At 69.2% G+C, this 18,090-nt stretch carries 13 protein-coding genes and 1 pseudogene; 4 read left to right on the forward strand and 10 right to left on the reverse strand.

Features of this window, described 5'->3' with window-relative positions:
* Nucleotides 1-145: 145 nt before the first annotated feature.
* From nuoK to ABFX50_RS12190, 3 genes and pseudogenes are all read right to left on the reverse strand, one after another.
* Nucleotides 146-448, reverse strand: a pseudogene (gene nuoK, locus ABFX50_RS12180) (NADH-quinone oxidoreductase subunit NuoK); the annotation flags it as partial.
* Nucleotides 448-1,014, reverse strand: a complete 567-nt coding sequence (locus ABFX50_RS12185) for an NADH-quinone oxidoreductase subunit J (RefSeq protein ID WP_183651815.1) — start codon at nucleotides 1,012-1,014, stop codon at nucleotides 448-450. The gene ABFX50_RS12185 and the pseudogene nuoK, both read right to left, overlap by 1 nt.
* On the reverse strand, nucleotides 1,014-2,105 hold the full coding sequence (locus ABFX50_RS12190; RefSeq protein WP_346145928.1) for a 4Fe-4S binding protein: 1,092 nt from the start codon (nucleotides 2,103-2,105) through the stop codon (nucleotides 1,014-1,016). Before ABFX50_RS12190 ends, ABFX50_RS12185 begins: the two co-directional genes overlap by 1 nt.
* A gap of 209 nt (nucleotides 2,106-2,314) precedes the next feature.
* Here ABFX50_RS12190 and ABFX50_RS12195 point away from each other — a divergent pair, with 209 nt between their 5' ends.
* A complete protein-coding gene (locus tag ABFX50_RS12195) occupies nucleotides 2,315-3,574 on the forward strand; it encodes a serine/threonine-protein kinase (protein ID WP_346145930.1) in 1,260 nt (419 codons plus the stop codon).
* Between the two features lie 137 nt (nucleotides 3,575-3,711).
* Here the strand turns inward: ABFX50_RS12195 and nuoH are convergent, their stop codons facing one another.
* From nuoH to ABFX50_RS12215, 4 genes are all read right to left on the reverse strand, one after another.
* Complete coding sequence (gene nuoH / locus ABFX50_RS12200; RefSeq protein ID WP_183651822.1) at nucleotides 3,712-4,665, reverse strand: NADH-quinone oxidoreductase subunit NuoH; 954 nt, start codon at nucleotides 4,663-4,665, stop codon at nucleotides 3,712-3,714.
* A complete protein-coding gene (locus ABFX50_RS12205; protein ID WP_346145933.1) occupies nucleotides 4,658-5,578 on the reverse strand; it encodes an NADH-quinone oxidoreductase subunit C in 921 nt (306 codons plus the stop codon). Before ABFX50_RS12205 ends, nuoH begins: the two co-directional genes overlap by 8 nt.
* Nucleotides 5,575-6,099, reverse strand: coding sequence for an NADH-quinone oxidoreductase subunit B (locus tag ABFX50_RS12210; RefSeq protein ID WP_183651825.1), 525 nt, complete (start codon nucleotides 6,097-6,099; stop codon nucleotides 5,575-5,577). The genes ABFX50_RS12205 and ABFX50_RS12210 overlap by 4 nt, the downstream gene beginning before the upstream one ends.
* 190 nt (nucleotides 6,100-6,289) lie before the next feature.
* Nucleotides 6,290-6,661, reverse strand: coding sequence for an NADH-quinone oxidoreductase subunit A (locus ABFX50_RS12215; protein ID WP_346145935.1), 372 nt, complete (start codon nucleotides 6,659-6,661; stop codon nucleotides 6,290-6,292).
* An 87-nt stretch (nucleotides 6,662-6,748) separates the two neighbouring features.
* On the opposite strand from ABFX50_RS12215, the gene ABFX50_RS12220 reads away from it, so the two are divergent.
* The 3 genes from ABFX50_RS12220 to ABFX50_RS12230 all read left to right on the forward strand — a co-directional run bounded on the left by ABFX50_RS12220 (nucleotide 6,749) and on the right by ABFX50_RS12230 (nucleotide 11,296).
* The gene (locus tag ABFX50_RS12220; protein ID WP_346145937.1) at nucleotides 6,749-8,188 is read left to right on the forward strand and encodes a polysaccharide deacetylase family protein; all 1,440 of its coding nucleotides are present in this window, start codon (nucleotides 6,749-6,751) and stop codon (nucleotides 8,186-8,188) included.
* A gap of 236 nt (nucleotides 8,189-8,424) precedes the next feature.
* Complete coding sequence (locus ABFX50_RS12225) at nucleotides 8,425-10,260, forward strand: 2-oxoacid:acceptor oxidoreductase subunit alpha (RefSeq protein WP_346145939.1); 1,836 nt, start codon at nucleotides 8,425-8,427, stop codon at nucleotides 10,258-10,260.
* On the forward strand, nucleotides 10,253-11,296 hold the full coding sequence (locus ABFX50_RS12230) for a 2-oxoacid:ferredoxin oxidoreductase subunit beta (RefSeq protein WP_346126702.1): 1,044 nt from the start codon (nucleotides 10,253-10,255) through the stop codon (nucleotides 11,294-11,296). Before ABFX50_RS12225 ends, ABFX50_RS12230 begins: the two co-directional genes overlap by 8 nt.
* A gap of 46 nt (nucleotides 11,297-11,342) precedes the next feature.
* Here the strand turns inward: ABFX50_RS12230 and rfbC are convergent, their stop codons facing one another.
* The 3 genes from rfbC to ABFX50_RS12245 form a co-directional block, all read right to left on the reverse strand.
* Nucleotides 11,343-11,945, reverse strand: coding sequence for a dTDP-4-dehydrorhamnose 3,5-epimerase (gene rfbC, locus ABFX50_RS12235; protein WP_346145942.1), 603 nt, complete (start codon nucleotides 11,943-11,945; stop codon nucleotides 11,343-11,345).
* Between the two features lie 79 nt (nucleotides 11,946-12,024).
* Nucleotides 12,025-16,209: a LamG-like jellyroll fold domain-containing protein gene (locus ABFX50_RS12240; RefSeq protein WP_346145944.1), complete on the reverse strand. Its 4,185-nt coding sequence runs from the start codon at nucleotides 16,207-16,209 to the stop codon at nucleotides 12,025-12,027.
* A 205-nt stretch (nucleotides 16,210-16,414) separates the two neighbouring features.
* Entirely contained in the window at nucleotides 16,415-18,058 is a 1,644-nt protein-coding gene (locus tag ABFX50_RS12245) for a PQQ-binding-like beta-propeller repeat protein (RefSeq protein ID WP_346145946.1), read from the reverse strand.
* Nucleotides 18,059-18,090: the final 32 nt, after the last annotated feature.

The following is an 18,090-nucleotide window of genomic DNA, read 5'->3' on the forward strand; positions in this document are numbered from 1 at the left end:
CACGCTTCTCCTGCCGGCCGGCCGCCGCCCCGTTGCCCGACGTCGCGGGGTCGTCCACAGGCCGCTCCCCTCCTGAGCCGCCGCCCGGCTGGTCGGCACCCGCCTGCGGGGGCGGGAGCGTACGGCCGGCGGGCATGGGCTGGTCCTCCGACAGCTCGCGCAGCTGGTCGAGATCGACGGTCCTGCGGTTGCGATACAGGGCCAGGACGATGGCCAGCCCCACCCCGAGCTCGGCCGCGGCGATCACGATGACGAACAGCGTGAGCACCTGCCCGCCGTGCAGCCGATCGCGCAGCCAGACGTCGAAGGCGACCAGGTTGAGGTTGACCGCGTTGAGCATCAGCTCGACCGACATGAGCACCAGGATGGTGTTGCGCCTGGCGAGCACGCCGTACACGCCGATGGAGAACAGCAACGCGGCGACGACCGCCGGATAGACGATGTGCACTACTCCCCCCTGCTCTCAGGGGCCGGGGGTTCGTCGCCTGACTTGATATCGGTGCGGGACAGCACGATGGCTCCGATCAACGCGGCCAGCAGCAGGACCGATAGCGCCTCGAAGGGCAACACCCATGTGCGGAAGACGCTCGCGCCCAGCTCCTTGGCCGCGCCGCCGCCGGGTTCGAGCGGGGTGTAGGCGGTGCGGAAGGCGTCGATGACGACCGCCACGAGGACGCCGGCCGTCGCGAGCGCGACCACGGCGGCGACCAGCCTGTTGCCGCTGTCGAGGTCGGCCGATCTGCCGATGGGCGCGCGGGTGAGCATGATGCCGAAGAGCAGGAGCACCACGACGGCGCCCACGTAGATGAGCACCTGGACCCAGGCCACGAACTCGGCCGTCAGCACGACGTAGCAGCCTGCGAGCGCGCCGAAGGAGACCACGAGCCAGAGAGCGGCGTGGACGAGCTGTCTGGTGGTCACGACGAGCAGTGCCGAGCCGACCGCCACCGCGCCCAGGAGCAGGAAGACGATCTCTTGCCCTGTGGGGGACAGATAGGAAGGCACCGCGGTCACTAGTCCTCCTCGGGCTCCGCCGGTTCGTCGCGCTTCAGCCCGCCTGGAGGACGGATGGAACGGGGATCTGCCATCCTCCGCCTGCGCGGCTCGGTTGCAGAAGTCTGCTCCTCCGGCGGAGGCTGCGGCGACGACGCGCCCGAACCTGTGGACAACTCTTCACCCGAGGGCGCGCCTGTGGATGAAGCGCCGGGCGATGGGCTCGAGGACTCAGGAGGAAGGGCGCCTGGCGGCCTGATGCCGCGTACGTCGCCCATCCTGGTGCGGCGCTGGGGCCGTCCCCTGTCACCTTCCGACGTGCCTGGAACGTCAGGCGTACGCTCGCCCGCCTGGTCGCGGGCTTCGGCCCTGCCTGCCCTGCCCGGCGCGTCGGTCGCTCGCGGCTCACCAGCTGCTTCAGGAGCGACTTCGGTTCCGGAAGCTTCCTGCGTTCCAGGAGCGGCGGGCATACCGGCGGTTGCAGGAGAAGTCGTGCCGGGGGTCGCCGGACCGCCGGTGGCCCCTCCCGTGGGGTGCGCCTCCGCTGCGGGCGGGGTCGGTTCGGTCGCGGCGGGGGTTTCGGCCCCGGCCCCGCGTGCCGTCCGCGCGCCAGGAGCGGTCCTCTCCGCCGCGCCCGTCTCCTCCCGGGCGGTACGGCCCGCAGCACGTGGCGGCCGGGCGCCGGCGGCGAGCTCCTTGGGCGGCTCGGCCCCCACCTCGTGCGCGGGAGGGGGCGGGACCGTCTCCACCCAGGTGGCGAGCCTGTCCTTCTCATGCAGCAGGTTACGGATGTCCCCTTCGGCGTACTCGAACTCCGGCGACCAGAACAGCGCGTCGAACGGGCACACCTCGATGCAGATGCCGCAGTACATGCACAGCGCGAAGTCGATCGCGAACCTGTCGAGGACGTTGCGCTGCCTCGCCCTTCCGCCCTCAGGGGCGGGGAGGGTCTCCTTGTGGGAGTCGATGTAGATGCACCAGTCGGGGCATTCGCGGGCGCACAGCATGCAGGAGGTGCAGTTCTCCTCGACCAGGGCGATGACGCCGCGGCTGCGCGAGGGAAGGTCAGGGTGGACCTCGGGGTACTGCTGGGTCACGGATCGGCGCAGCATGTGGCGAAGGGTGACGGAAAGCCCCTTTACCAGTCCTACTCCCGGTATCCGCGCCATGATTCACATCATGGCGCACTATGCGTCGCAGGTGAATGCACTCAGCCCGTTGTCCCCAGGTTTTCCACAGTCATCCACAGGAACCACGGACGTTATCCACAGGTGTCGTCCACAATCCCGATCCGTCTCCCCGACCGGATACTCTCTCGCCCATGTCGCACAGCCATCCCCACCGCCCCGGCGCGGGGGCCTGGACTGCCGCCGTCGCCTGGGCCGTGGTCCCGCTGCTGACGTGTGGCATGGCGACGCCCTTCACCATCGGGTTCGCCGCCTACTGGCTGCAGAGCAGGGCCCTGATCGTCGCCGCCGCGCTCTACGGCGCGTGCGCCAGCGCGTTCGTCATCGTCGCGCTCAGCTACGACGACGTCGAGAAGGCGCCCGACTGGCTGTTCGCCCTGGTCGGCATCGGCCTGCTGGTGGCCTGGGCAGGGGGCGTCATCCACAGCGGCATCCTGGTTCCCCTGATGGTCAGGCGCGGCAGGCCCGCTCACCCCTACGCGGGCTCTGTCCACAGGCAGGCCGTCCACAACCGTCACCCCGGGCAGGCAGGCCCCGCGCACGGCGGCGCGAGCTCCCGCCCCACCGTGGGCCGCGACCCTGTCCACAGCAGGTCCACCATGCCCTCAGGCGCCGCGCGCCGTCCGGGCGAGCCCGCGTGGATCGGCCACTACCGGGTGCTGCGCTCCCTGGGCCGCGGCGGCCAGGGCGCGGTCTACCTCGCCGCCGCTCCCAACGGCACGCAGGTGGCCGTCAAGGTGCTCCACGACCTCGGCGACGAGTTCGCCCGCACCCGCTTCGCCCGCGAGGTCGACGCCGCGCGCAGGGTCGCCACGTTTTCCACAGCCAGGCTGCTCGATGTCAACATCAGCCAGGACCAGGCCTACATCGTGAGCGAGTACGTCGCGGGCCCCTCCCTCGAGCAGCTCGTCCGCGCCCATGGGCCGCGCGACGAGGACAGCCTCACCAGGCTCGCGCTGTCCACAGTCGGCGCGCTCGCCGCCATCCACAGGGCGGGCGTCGTCCACCGCGACTTCAAGCCCAGCAACGTCCTGATCGGCTCCGACGGCCCCCGAGTGATCGACTTCGGCATCGCGCGCTCGCTCGACAGCTCGACGATGACGGGCAAGGTCGCGGGCACGCCGCCCTACATGTCGCCCGAGCAGCTGTCGGGATCACCCGTCGGCCCGCCGTCCGACGTCTTCAGCTGGGCGGTGACGATGACCTTCGCGGCGACCGGCAGGCCCGCGTTCGGCGAGGACACGGTGCCCGCCGTCTTCAACCGGGTGCTCAACCTGCACCCCGACCTGTCGCCGCTGCCGCCCTCGTTACGCGGGATCGTGGGCGCCGCGCTGGCCAAGAACCCCTCCGACCGCCCCACCGCGTCCGAGATCATGCTCGCCATCGTCGACTGATCACCATGTACGGCAAGCCCACCCCAGCCCACCGTGGTCAGCGCCCCCGCCCGTCTTCCACGCTCCTCCAGCCGACTTCGGCTGACCGCCGTCACATCGCCCCTGAACGACGAAGCGCCCGCCGTACTCCAGGAGCCTCAGCCGACGAGGACCTTCACCACACCGGTGAGCGCGAGCTGCACCAGGGCCAGGGGAACCAGGCCGACCCACGCGAGCCGCTGCAACTGGTCCTCGCGCAGCCGGGGAAAGCTGACCCGGAACCAGATGATCACGAAGGCCAGCGCGAAGACCTTGAGGAAGGTCCAGACGACACCGGGCAGCAGCGGGCCGTGCCAGCCCCCGAGGAACAGGACGGTGGTGAGGAACGACAGCACCACGATGCCGACATACTCCGCCAGCATGAACAGGGCGAACCGCATGCCGGTGTACTCGGTCATCGGGCCCATGATGATCTCGGACTCGGCGATGGGCATGTCGAACGGCGGCCGCCGCAGCTCGGCGAGGCCCGCGAGGAAGAACACGACCGCGCCGATCGCCTGCCAGGGCAGCCACCACCACTGCCAGGCCTCGACGATGCCGGGCAGGGAGAGGGTGCCCGCCGCCATGGCCACCGAGGAGGCGGCCAGGACCAGCGGGAGCTCGTAGGACATGAGCTGCGCGGCCGAGCGCATCCCGCCCAGCACCGAGTACTTGTTGGCCGAGGCCCACCCGGCCATGATCGAGCCGAGCACGCCGATGCCCATGACCGCGAGCACGTAGAACAGCCCGAGATCGAGATCCACCCCGACGAGGCCGGGGCCGATGGGGATGACGATCAGTACCAGGAGGTACGGGACGAGGGCGACGCCCGGCGCGAGCTGGAAGACCCTGCGGTCGGCGGCGGCCGGGATGACGTCCTCTTTCTGGGCGAACTTCACGCCGTCCGCGATGAGCTGCGCCCAGCCGTGGAAGCCTCCGGCGTACATCGGGCCGAGGCGTGACTGCATGTGCGCCATGACCTTGTGCTCGGCCTGGCCCACGACGAGAGGGAGGAGCAGGAACACGAGAAGGATGACGACGAACCTCAGAACGATGTCGAGGACTTCACCCATCGGGCTCCTCCAGGGGCGCACGCGATTCCGAAGACTGCGATGACGATTCCCCCGACGAAGCCGCCTCCCCCGCCCCCGAGGGAGTCGAAGGCGACGCCGCGGGAGTCGAAGGCGAGCCCGGTGCATCGAGACGCTCGGGCGATGTGGAGCCCGGCGATGCGGATTCTCCGGAATTTGCGCTGGGTGCGGGACGCTCCGCCGCAGAGGTGGAGCGTGACGGTGCGGACTCCCCGGAACTCGCGGCGGGTGCGGAGCGCTCGGCCGCAGAAGCGGCGCCTGGCGGAGCGGGCTCGCCTGGACCTGCGGCGGGTGCGGGACGCTCCGCCGTAGAAGCGGGGGCGGTCGGCTCCCCGGGGATCGGGGGCGCGGCGGGTCCGGTGGAGGTGGACGGGGAGGGCCAGTCGGCGGGAACTCCGGGCGGGAGGGTCTTGCGGCGGCTGGGGGCGCCGTGACCCGACTCACCAGGCTCCTTGGCGCCGGGCCACGCCTTCGCCACCCGGGCCGCCAGCACGAAGTCCTTGCGCAGCGGATGCCCCTCGAACCCGTCAGGGAGCAGCAGCGGCACCAGATACGGGTGATCGTCGAAGATCACGCCGAACATCTCGAACGTCTCCCGCTCGTGCCAGTTCGCCCCCCGATACACCCCAACAGCGGACGGCAGGCGCGGGTCGGCGCGCGGCACCCGCGTTCGCAGCAGCAGTCGCTCGTGCGTCGAGGGGTTGTAGACGTGAGCGACGACCCCGAACGCGTCGGGCGGCTCGTCGACCCCGCTGAGCCAGTCGAAGAACTCGTACCCCGTGTCCCTGCAGAACGTCAGCAGCTCGATCCAGTCGCTCGCGGCGACGTCGACCGTCCGCTCACCCCATGACTCCGAGACCTGGACCCTGTCCCCGAACCGCTCGGCGAGGGTCACGCGTCCTCCCCGTGGGCGCGGGACCACACGTAACGGTCGCTGAGCTTCTCCTGGGCGATCTTCTCCTGCAGCTTCATGATGCCGTGCAGCAGCGCCTCGGGCCTCGGCGGGCAGCCGGGGACGTAGATGTCGACAGGGATGATCTGGTCGACGCCCTTGGTCACGCAGTAGGAGTCCCAGTACGGGCCGCCGGTGTTGGAGCAGGCGCCGAAGGAGATGACGTACTTCGGGTCGGGCATCTGCTCGTAGAGCCGCTTGACGGCGGGGGCCATCTTGTCGGTGACGGTGCCCGAGACGATCATCAGATCCGCCTGGCGGGGGCCGTTGGCGAAGGGGATCACCCCGAAGCGGATGAAGTCGTGCCTGCTCATCGAGGTGGCGATGAACTCGATCGCGCAGCAGGCGAGACCGAAGTTGAACACCCAGAGGGAGTAGCGCCGTCCCCAGTTCAGCACGAAGCGCATCGGCTTGGGCGCCAGCCGGGAGACCGGCCCCACAGTCGGCATCGGAAGATCGGCCATACCTCCATTCTCCAACGCCCACCGCTCCAGGAGTAGAGGGGCACTCCGACATCCCACATCCCGCCTCGACAAATCCACCCCTGTGATGTGACTCCAGCCCTGGAGAGGGCGTTTCGGGAGATCGCCAGGGCCGATCCAGGCGAAGGGCCGACCAAGGCGAAGGGTTGGGGTGGTGCGGAGGGTGTAGGGGTCAGGTCCAGGTGAGGACGCGTTTCTTCCAGGCGTACAGGATGCCCAGCGCGATGAACCCCAGGAACACGAACATCTCGACCAGCGTCGTCATCCCGTACCCGGGTGCCGCGAACACCGTCGCCCAGGGGAACAGGAACACCGCGTCGACCGCGAACACCACATACAGGTACGTGAACACGTAGTACCTGATCTGCGACTGCGCCCACCCCTCGCCCACAGGGTCGACGCCGCACTCGTACGTGGTCAGTTTCTCCACCGTGGGCCGGGAAGGGCGGAGCAGGCGGTTGGCCGTCAGGGCTCCCGCGACGATGCCCACCCCGATGACGAGCAGCACGAAAACCAGCGCGTAGGAGCCGAAGTAGCCACCCATGTGCTGATCGTAACCCCAACCAAAGCCTCTGTCCTCATAACCCCAAACCATGGCAAAGCGGGTTTGAACGGCCATAACCTGACCTCCATGCACAAACGGCGATTCTTCGGAGGAATCGCGCTTGTCGCCGCTGTCTCCACCGGCTGCGGCATGGCCACCGCCTCCCCCGAGCGGGGACTCACCATCCCCGCCGAGCCCACAATGATCAGCTTTGTCGACCCCTCGCTCGTCGAAGAGCTGACCACCAGGACACTCACCGCAGGTGACGCCGGCGACAGGGATGTGCACATCGTCTACCCCCAGCTGAAAGACGCCCCCGACCTCAACCGCAAGCTCGGCGCTCTCGCGCAGACCCAGCTCCGCCGCTTCATCGGATCCACCGTCTCCGAGGGTTCCCACCCTCGCCCCGAGCTCAACGTGGACTGGCAGCTGACCGCCGCCGACGACGACATCGTGGGCGTACGGCTGCGCACCGGCGAGTTCGCGGGCGCCGCCTGGGCCAACTCTCTCCGCACCGTCTGGTACGACCGCTCCTCCCAGCAGGTCGTCGACTCCCCCGGCCTGGTCACGAGCCTGTACCCGCTGACCACGATCGTCCGCGAGGAGCTGAGGAAGCGCGGCTCCGAGGTCAGCTACGACGCCGTGCGGCCCAACCCCGAGCTGTTCGACTCCATGGCCTTCAACCCCGCGGGCGATCTCGTGGTGGAGTTCGACGACTACCAGGTGGGTCCTGGCGCGCTGGGCAGGGTGGCGGTCGCCGTACCGGAAGAGCAGGCGGAGCCGCTGCTGACGGAGACGGGACGGCGGGCGCGCGAGGCGGCGAAGGAGGCGACTCCTTCGCCGGCCGTCAGCGGGACCCCGGTCACCAGCCCACCGGCCACGAGCAGCAGGGCGGGAGGCGTGGACTGCGAGAAGGACAAGTGCGTGGCGCTGACCTTCGACGATGGCCCTGGGCCCTTCACGGGCGAGCTGCTGGAGCAGCTGAAGAGGGCGGGCGCGCGGGCGACGTTCTTCACCGTGGGCACGAACGTGGCGGCCAATCCCGAGCTGGTGACCGACATGCGGGAGCAGGGCCACCTGGTCGCCAACCACACCTGGTCGCATCGGGACCTGACGAAGCTGTCGAGCAGCAAGATCACTGACGCCGTCGCCAGGGCGCAGAGCGTGATCAGCGCCGAGCTCGGACAGGCGCCCACGCTGCTCCGCCCGCCGTACGGGGCGGCGAACAAGCAGGTGGCCACGATCGCCCGCAGGCTCGGGCTCTCCCTGGTGAACTGGGACGTCGACACCAGGGACGGGCACGAAAGGAACCCGGCGGCGGTGGTGCGGAGGGCGGTCGCGGGCGCGCATCCTGGGGCGATCATCCTGATGCACGACGTGCACCGCACCACGGTCCAGGCGCTGCCCGCGATCCTGCGGCAGCTGGCCGAGAAGGGCTACACGTTCGTGACGGTCCCCGAGCTGTACGGCTCGGCGGGGATGCAGGCAGGACACACGTACACGTCGGGTAAGCGGCCCCTGACGTAGGTAAGCCTTGCCGGGGACATATAGTTAGGCACCGTGACCCGAACCGTCCTCTTCGCCCGCCTGCACGTTGACCTGTGCCGGCTCGCGGCAGGGCTGTGTCGCCCCTCCCGTTCTCTCGCGTCGGCCTGACTTTCACCGCGTTTACCCGTGACGGGTGTCACGGAAACGTGTGACCCCCGAGGACTTAGCATGGAATACGAGAACGTGCCACGAGCGCAGTCGAGGAGGACTTCGCTGTGACTAAGCAGGTTCAGCAACTCGACCGAGTGGTCATCCGGTTCGCCGGCGACTCCGGTGACGGCATGCAGCTCACCGGCGACCGCTTCACGGCAGGGACGGCGGAGTTCGGCAACGACCTGTCCACGCTCCCCAACTTCCCCGCCGAGATTCGCGCGCCCGCAGGAACCCTGCCCGGCGTCTCGAGTTTCCAGCTGCACTTCGCCGACCACGACATCCTGACGCCAGGCGACGCGCCGGACGTCCTGGTCGCGATGAACCCGGCGGCGCTGAAGGCCAACCTGGGCGACCTGCCCAAGGGCGCCGACATCATCGCCAACACCGACGAGTTCACCAAGCGCAACCTCCAGAAGGTCGGCTACGACGCCAACCCGCTCGAGGACGACTCGCTGCGCGAGTGGCGCCTCCACGCGGTGCCGCTGACCTCGCTGACGGTGACGGCCCTCGAGGGCTTCGACCTGTCGAAGAAGGACGCCGAGCGCTCCAAGAACATGTTCGCCCTCGGGCTGCTGAGCTGGCTCTACCACCGGCCGACCGAGCACACGATCAGCTTCCTCGAGCAGAAGTTCGCCAAGAAGCCCGAGATCGCCAAGGCCAACATCGCGGCCTTCCAGGCGGGCTGGAACTACGGCGAGACGACCGAGTCCTTCTCGGTGTCCTACGAGGTCAAACCGGCCCAGCTGGCCCCTGGCGTCTACCGCAACATCTCGGGCAACCAGGCGCTGGCCTACGGCCTGATCGCGGCGAGCGTCCAGTCGAAGCTGCCGCTCTTCCTCGGGTCGTACCCCATCACGCCGGCCTCCGACATCCTGCACGAGCTGTCCAGGCACAAGCGGTTCGGCATCCGCACCTTCCAGGCGGAGGACGAGATCGCGGGCGTCGGCGCGGCTCTCGGCGCGGCGTTCGGCGGCGCGCTGGGCGTGACCACGACCAGCGGCCCCGGTGTGGCGCTGAAGGCCGAGACGATCGGCCTCGCCGTCATGACCGAGCTGCCGCTGATCCTGGTGGACGTGCAGCGGGCAGGCCCTTCGACCGGCATGCCGACCAAGACCGAGCAGACCGACCTGCTGATGGCGATGTTCGGCCGCAACGGCGAGTCGCCGGTGCCGATCGTGGCGCCGAGCACGCCGAGCGACTGCTTCGACGCGGCGATCGAGGCCGCGCGCATCGCGGTGAAGTACCGCACGCCGGTCTACCTGCTGTCCGACGGCTACCTCGCCAACGGCTCCGAGCCGTGGCGCCTGCCGGAGGTCTCCGACCTTCCCGACATCTCCACCGAGTTCGCGGTCAAGACCGACGAGGAGTTCCACCCCTACGTCCGTGACCCCGAGACGCTGTCGCGGCCGTGGGCCATCCCCGGTACGGCGGGCCTCGAGCACCGCATCGGCGGCATCGAGAAGGCCAACGGCTCGGGCAACATCTCCTACGACCCGAACAACCACGACCTCATGGTCAGGCTCCGCCAGTCCAAGATCGACGGCATCGACGTGCCCGACCTCGAGGTCGACGACCCCGAGGGCGACGCCAGGGTGCTGGTCCTGGGCTGGGGCTCGACCTACGGTCCCATCGCGGCAGCCGTACGAAGGATCAGGAAGTCGGGCGGCAAGGTCGCCCAGGCCCACCTGCGCCACCTGAACCCCCTGCCGGCCAACACCGGCGAGGTGCTCAAGAGCTACGACAAGGTGCTCCTGCCCGAGATCAACCTCGGCCAGCTGGCGCTGCTGCTGCGCGCGAAGTTCCTGGTCGACATCATCAGCTACAACCGCGTGCGCGGGCTCCCGTTCAAGGCCGAGGAGCTGGCCGGAGTCATCCAGGACGTGATCGACAGTGAGTGAGACCCTGAACGGCAAGGGCCTGGCCCTCGTCCCGAAGACCGATGCCAAGCAGACCCTCAAGGACTTCAAGTCCGACCAGGAGGTCCGCTGGTGCCCCGGCTGCGGCGACTACGCCATCCTGGCCGCGGTGCAGAGCTTCCTGCCCGAGCTGGGCCTGCGTCGCGAGAACATCGTGTTCGTCTCGGGCATCGGCTGCTCCAGCCGGTTCCCTTACTACCTCGACACCTACGGCTTCCACTCCATCCACGGTCGCGCCCCCGCGATCGCGACGGGGCTGGCCTCCTCCAGGCCCGACCTGAGCGTGTGGGTGATCACGGGTGACGGCGACGCGCTGTCGATCGGCGGCAACCACCTGATCCACGCGCTGCGCCGCAACGTCAACCTCAACATCCTGCTGTTCAACAACAGGATCTACGGTCTGACCAAGGGCCAGTACTCCCCCACCTCCGAGATCGGCAAGATCACCAAGTCGACCCCGATGGGCTCGCTGGACAAGCCGTTCAACCCGATCTCGCTGGCGCTGGGTGCCGAGGCGTCCTTCGTGGCCCGCACGATCGACTCCGACCGCAAGCACCTGCAGTCGGTGCTGCGCGAGGCCACGGCGCACAGGGGCACGTCACTGGTGGAGATCTACCAGAACTGCAACATCTTCAACGACAACGCCTTCGAGCAGCTGAAGGACCCGGAGATCCGCGACGACATCACGTTGCGCCTCGAGCACGGCCAGCCGATCGCGAGCGCGTCCAAGGCCGTGGTCAGGGCGGCGAACGGCGGGCTCGACGTGGTGCCGCTGGCTGAGGCGGGCGACCGCGTCCTGGTCCACGACGCGCACAACCCCGACCCCTCGGTGGCGTTCGCGCTGTCGCGCCTGGACGAGCCCGCCTTCGAGCACGTGCCGATCGGGATCTTCCGGCAGGTCGAGCGGCCCGCCTACGACACGCTGATGGCCGAGCAGCTCGAGGAGGCCGTGGCGCAGAAGGGCCCTGGCGACCTGAGCGACCTGCTGATGGGCGGCGACACCTGGCGCATCGGCTAGAGCACGGACCTTCGGCCCGCAGAGGATCACCCTCTGCGGGCCGATGTCATGCGGAGCCGAGCTTGGCGTAGTAGGCCATGCAGTCGTCATACGAAGGGAGCAGACCCTGCTCGGCGGCCTGGGCCAGCGAGGGCGCGGCGGCGTCCTTCGGTGAGAGCAGGGGCTCGACCCCGTCGGGCCACGCGATGCCGAGGTCGGGGTCGAGGGGGTGGATCCCGTGCTCCCGGCCGGGCGCATACGGCTCGGAGCAGAGATACACGACGGTGGCCCGCTCGCTCAGCGCCATGAAGGCGTGCCCGAGCCCCTCGGCGAGGTAGAGCGACCGCCGGGAGCGCTCGTCGAGAGCGACCGCCTCCCAGCGGCCGAAGGTCGGCGAGCCGACCCGAACGTCCACCACCACGTCGAGCACCTCCCCCGCCACGCACGTGACGTACTTCGCCTGCCCGGGGGGCACCGCCGCGAAGTGGATGCCCCTGAGCACCCCCGCGCGGGACACCGAGCAGTTGGCCTGCGCGAGGCGCAGGTGATGACCGGCCGCGCCGCTCAGGTTGTCCCCCCTGAACCACTCCAGGAAGACGCCTCTGTCGTCCTCGTGGACGGTCGGGGAGTGAACGTGGGCTCCCTCGATCGTGAGTTGTTCCGTGTGCAAGGACCCCTCCGGTCGCTGGGGTGCGTACGGCTCGCGACTCCGCGGGGGAGCCGCGAGCCGTACGCGTCGGATCAGATGATCAGGGAACGGTCACCGTCTGTGTGGAGACGCTGGTGCGGTCGTCCGTTCCTGTCACCGTGAGGGTGATGCGGTAGGTGCCCGCCTGGGCGTAGGTGTGCTGGGCGGTGACCCCGCTGCCGGCCTGGCCGTCGGCGAAGCTCCAGGTGTAGGAGTCGATGGGCGCGGAGCCGGGGGTCGAGGCCGTGGCGTCGACCGAGCACGCCAGGGCGGTGCACGCGGCCGTGAAGGCGGCCGTGGGTCCCGATGCCGTGCTCGTGGCGGAGAAGTCGTCCACGGTCAGCAGGACCGGCGGGTTGGTGGCCGTGCCCGAGAGGTACGAGGCCAGGCCCACCCCTCCAGGCGCCTGCATGCCTGCCGTGGCGTCCGTCACCGTGGCCTGCCACCCCGCAGGCTCGGCCGCCGCCTGGTTCCAGACCTTCGCCGAGATCGTCGTGGGCGAGGTGCCGGTGACCTGCAGCCGGATCCTGAGCACATCCCCCGCCGCGTAGGACAGGCCGGGGATCAGCTGCTCGGTGGTCAGCAGGTTGTCGGTGTTCGGCGCGGTGATCCTGGTGAGCGCCAGCGCCACCCCTGTGGGCAGCAGCCGCACTCTGGCGCGGTACTCGCCCTGGCCGCTCACCCGCCTGCCGACGGCCCAGATGTAGGTGCCGTTGCCGGTTCCCGTCTTGTCCGCCGACACCTTGAACGTGAGGTCGGTGTCCGTGCTCGACACCGAGTCGAGGAAGGCGCGGGGGCCCGCGGTGGTCGCCGGAAGGTTGATCTTGGCCGCGTTGCCGTTCACGGAGAAGTTCGCGCTGCCTCCGAGGAGGCTCCAGGCTCCGCCCGTGTCGGCGTTGCCGAGCGAGCCGCTGACCGTACGGGAGAAGGCGTCCGCGGCGAGGACGGACGGCGGGTTGTCCGGCGGGCGGGGCACCGCCACCTGACCGCTCTGGCCCGTGGCGCTGTCGTCGTCGGTGACGGTCAGCGTGACCGTGTAGTCACCTGCGGCCTGGTAGGTGTGCGTCGCGTTGGCCCCTGTGCCGCTCTGCCCGTCGCCAAAGTTCCACGCGTAGCCCTCCACGGTGCCGTCGGGGTCGTCGGAGGCGGTGCCGTCGAACGCGCACTCCAGGTCTTCGCACGACACGGTGAAGGAGGCCGTGGGCGGCTGGTTGGCAGGACCCGAGCCCGAGCCCTTCTGCCAATGTTCGGACACCTGGGCGGCGCTCAGCGTGGCGGAGTAGATCGCCACCTCGTCGAGCGTGCCCGCGAAGTCGTCGCTGGACGGCCTGGCGGGCCAGGCGTTGAGGTTGTCGCCGCCGACTCGCCAGTAACCCGTGTAGCCTTCGGCGCTGGTCTGCGGGTGGGTGCCGACAGCGGCGCCGTCGACGTACAGCGTCATGCCGCCCGAGCCCTGCGTGGCGACCACGTGGTGCCACTGGCCGTCGTTGTAGGCGGTCGGCGTGGTGATCAGGTTGAACGCGCCGGTGTAGGTGCCGAAGGTGAGCTTGCCGTCGTTGCCCATGTAGACGTGGCGGTCGTAGTTCCCGCTGGTGCCGCTGGCGGCGTTGCCGAAGCCGACGAGCTTGCCGCCGCTCGTGGTGGTGGTCTTGAACCACAGCTCGGCGGAGTAGGTGGTCGGGTTGGAGACGGGCGCGGTCGAGATCACCCTGCCGCCGTTGACCGCGATCGCGGGGTTGCCGGTTCCGGTGATCGCGCCGGGCTGCCCGTAGGTGACGCCGGTGGCGGTGTAGGTCCCGGGCGTGCCGGTCTGGCTGGAGTCGGCGGCCACCGTTCCGCTCGCCTCGCCGAGACGCCAGTACAGGCTCGGCTCGTCGTCGTAGACCGATCTGCCGTAGTCGTCGGTGGGCCTCGGCGGAAGGGTGCTCGTCCTGCCGCTGGCGACGAAGTGCTCGTTGACCTTGGTCAGGGACAGGGCGGACGGGTAGATCGCCACCTCGTCGATGTCACCGGCCAGGTAGCGGCTGGTGGGCTGGGCCGGCCAGCCGTTCAGGTTGTCGCCGCCGACGCGCCAGTATCCGCCGTACGGCTGGGCGCCCGTCGTGCCGGCGTCCTGCGCCACCCTGCGCCCGTCGACGTACAGCGCGATGCCGCCCGAGCCCTGCGTGGCGACGATGTGGTGCCACTGCCCGTCGTTGTAGGCCGCGGAGCTGTTGACCGTGCGGACACCGCCCGGATACACGCCGAACCACACGCGTCCCGCGTTGTCCATGTAGACGTGGCGGTCGTAGTTGGAGCTGTCGCCGGTCGCCGCGTTGCCGTAGCCGACGATCTTGCCGCCGCTGGTGGAACCGGTCCTGATCCACGCTTCGATGCTGAAGCTGGTCGTCGCGTTCTCCATGGACAGGGTCCTGGTGAATCCCGTGCCCGTGCCGTTGAAGGCCGAGGAGGCGTCGGTGTCACCGTTGATCGCGCCGGGAGAGCCGTGGCCCACCCCTGCCTCGCGGGTCGAGTCGAGGAAGCCCGCGTAGTCGTAGGCGAGCGCGCCGCTGCTCTCGCCGAGGCGCCAGTAGTGGGCGGCGCCGTCGCCGACGACCTTCTGCGCGTAGGCGCTCATGGAGCCGGACGACGAGATCGTCACCGGCGCCGACGTCCCGCTGCCTACCGTGTTGCCCGACGGGTCGACGGCACGGATGCGGTAGGTGTGGGTCGATCCAGGGGCCAGACCGGTGTCGATGAAGCCGAGCGAGGGCAGCGTCCAGAAGTTCGACTTGTACTCCACCTCGCCGACCGGCGTGGAGCCGCCGTCGCGCAGGATCTGGTACTTCAGCTTCTCCTGGTCGCGGTCCCAGGTGGCCTGCCAGCTCACTCTGGCGGTGCCCGCGTTGAGCGAGACGGCGCTCGGCGTCAACGTGGGCAGGGCGAGGGGGCCTGAGTCCTTGGGCGCGCCGGCCTTGACGGCGAAGCGGGTCAGTCCCTGCTGCGGCGCGCCGTTGACCGTGGTGAACTCGCCGCCCATGACGAGGTACTGCGAGTTGCCCGTCAGCGCCCAGCCGCCCTGGTTCATGCCCGTGTAGCTGCCGGCGTTCACCGTGGGGTACCAGTGCAGGAGCGTCGGCACGGGCTGGCCGCTGTACTGGCTGTTGTTGGAGGGCGGCGCGGGGTCGTTGCCGGTGGGGTAGATCGTCGTGGCGAGCGCCCGCTGCCAGCGCGTCGGGGAGACCTCGGGGAAGCCGCCGATCGAGACGCAGTCGTGTGCGTGGCCCACGCTGTAGAGGGCCTGTCCGATGGGGAAGACCCCGTAGGAGGCTCCGTAGCAGTTGTCGAGCCAGAGCAGGTCGCCCGTGTTCGGTTCGACCGCGAAGCGGCCGTCGAACCAGTGCCACCCCTCGCCGTCGGCGGCCGCGTAGACGTTGGTCCCGTCGGTCACCAGGTCGTAGGTCATCGAGTAGTTGGTCCCCTGGCGGGCGGGGATCGGGTTGCTGCTCCACGGCAGCGAGGCGGCGGTGACGGGATCGAGCGCGCCGATGCCGACCCTGGTGACGCCGTTGAGCGACTGGAACTTGCCGCCCACGATGACCCTGCTGGAGTCGGGGGACATCAGGAGGGCGAACACCTCGTCGTCAGTGGTCGGCGCCCACGCTTGGAGCGTGCCATTCGACCGCGCGACGGCAGCGAGGCGTGACCTCGTCGAGCCGTTGACGTTGAAGAAGGCTCCGCCGATGTACACCGTGGTGTTGCTGACGGCCAGAGCTCGGACGACGTTCCCTACCGAGGGGGCGAAGGCGGCGTCCAGCGTTCCCGTGGCCACGTCGAAGGCGGCCACCCGGTTGCGGGCCTGGCCGTTCACCGTGGTGAAGTCTCCGCCGACGTAGATCTTGGACTTGTCGGGGGCGACCGCGACGGTCCGCGCCTGGCCGTTGAGGGCGGGGCTGAACGGCAGCAGGTTGCCCGTGGTGATGTCGAAGGCCAGGATGTTCGACCTGTTCACCTCCTGGGCCGATCCCGGGTTCGTGCCGGGAGGGCGGGCCTTGGAGAAGCTGCCGACGGCGTAGACGGTGGTGCCGACGGTCGCCATCTTCCAGACGACTCCGTTGATCTGCCAGTTGGGCAGGGCGTCGGCGCTGACGGTCTCCGGGGTCCCCTGTTCGGGATCGATATCCGCTTGGGCCGCTGGTATGACCAGTGTCACCGCGAGAAGCGCGATGAGCGCCATCGCGGTCCTGGATAAAAGCGCTTTGATCACGATTTTTCCTACATCTCAGGGAATAACGCGCCCCCCACGGGTCACGCTGGATGCGAATCGTAATATGGCGCTACAAAGACGAGGAGACCCTATTTAGTAGAATTTTGTAACAATCCGGCGCGTTTTTCCACGTAGATGGCACCGGAGGGCAGCGTGCCGTACCGCCCGGATCGGCGATCCAACCCGGGCGGAAATGGGCCGTCTGTCAGGTCACTGTGACGTCGGGAGAGCTCGGGCTGGAAATGCGGTTATTGTGCGGGTCTATCGCGCGAACGCGATACTTGTAAACCGATCCTGGAACCCTGCCCAGGTCCGCGCATGACAGGTTCGGCAGAGTCCAGAAGACGCTGTTGGCTTCCGCGGTGCAGGCCACCTGCCCGTCGCTGCGCACCACCTCGTAGCGGACCTTGCGGTTGTCCAGATCCCAGGTCGCGCCCCAGGTGATGGTCACCTTGCCGCCACCGTTGGCCACCGCCGTGGGCGCCTGGAAGTTGGTCTGCACGGGACCGGTGACGTCGGGGCTGACGTCGTGGGTGGTGAACCTGGTCAGGCCTTCCTGGGGAACGTCGTTGACCTGGGTGAAGTCACCGCCCGCCCACAGGTGGGTGCCGTCGTTGGCCATGGTCCACGGCCCCTGGACGAACGGGTAGGTCGTCCCCGGCTGGGCGTTGGGGAACCAGTGGAGGATCCTCTGCTTCACCCCCTGGGCCGTGTCCGCGGGTTCGGCGAGGAAGCGCCTGTGCGGGCGGGTCTCGGGGAAGCCGTTGCCCTCGTAGTAGGTCTGCATGTCGCAGCGGTGGGCGTGCGAGCCGCTGTAGAGCACGCCGTCCATCACCGAGATCGACTGTGTCGCGCCGAGACAGTTGTTGATCCAGATGCGCGCGCCGGTCTCCGGGTTCACCGCGAGCCGGCCGTCGAACGTGCCGACGCCGTCGGCGCTGGCGAACACCCTGGTGCCGTCGGTGACCAGGTCGGTGACCCAGGAGCGGCTGTTGGAGTTGTTGTAGGGGATGTCGTTGCTGAGGAAGCTCGCCTTGGTGCCGTTGCTGACGTTCACGGCCGACAGCCCGTGCTGCCAGATGTTGTTGATCCTGTTGAAGTCGCCGCCCACGATGAGCCTGGTCCCGCTCGGAGACAGCACCATGGCCATGACCCGCTTGTCCGCGGTCGGCGCCCAGGGCAGCAGCGCCCCGTCCGCCCGGTTGAAGGCGGCCAGCCTGGTCCTGGTGACGTCGTTGACGACGGTGAAATGACCCCCGGCGAAGACGGTCGTGTCCGAGACGGCCAGCGCCCTGACCCGGCTGTTGGGCGAGGGCGCGAAGTCCGGGTCCAGCGCTCCCGTCGCGGTGTCGAAGGCCGCTATGCGGTACCGCCGCTCGGTGCCGATCTTGCCGAAGTCGCCCGCCACGTAGAGCCGTGAACCGTCAGGTGAGGCCTTGATCTCCCAGACGGTGTCGCAGCGGTACTGGTTGCTGCCGAGGTTGTCGCACTCGGTCTGCACGACGTCGTCGGTGAAGATCGGGCCGGTGGCGACGGGCGCCCAGGGCAGCAGGGCTCCCGTCGCGGCGTCGAAGGCCGCGAGACCGGTGCGCGCCACCTCTCCCGCGCCGCCTCGGGGCACGCCCGGCGGCCTGACGTGGTCGAAGTTGCCGCCCACGTAGGCGACGCCGTTGACGATCTCCATCGCCAGCACGACGCCGTCGGTCTGCCAGGTCGGCAGCGCGTCGGCGGTGACCGTGGCGGGCTCGCCTGGAGCGGGCGTGGTGTCGGCGCCTGCCGACATCGGTGGAACGAGCAGCATGGAGAGGCCTAAGCAGGCCATCCCCGCCGCCATGAGTCGTTTACGCATGTACCCCCCTCAGGGCTGGACCGCACGCCTTG

The organism is Nonomuraea recticatena, assembly GCF_039533245.1.
Lineage (GTDB): Bacteria > Actinomycetota > Actinomycetes > Streptosporangiales > Streptosporangiaceae > Nonomuraea > Nonomuraea roseola.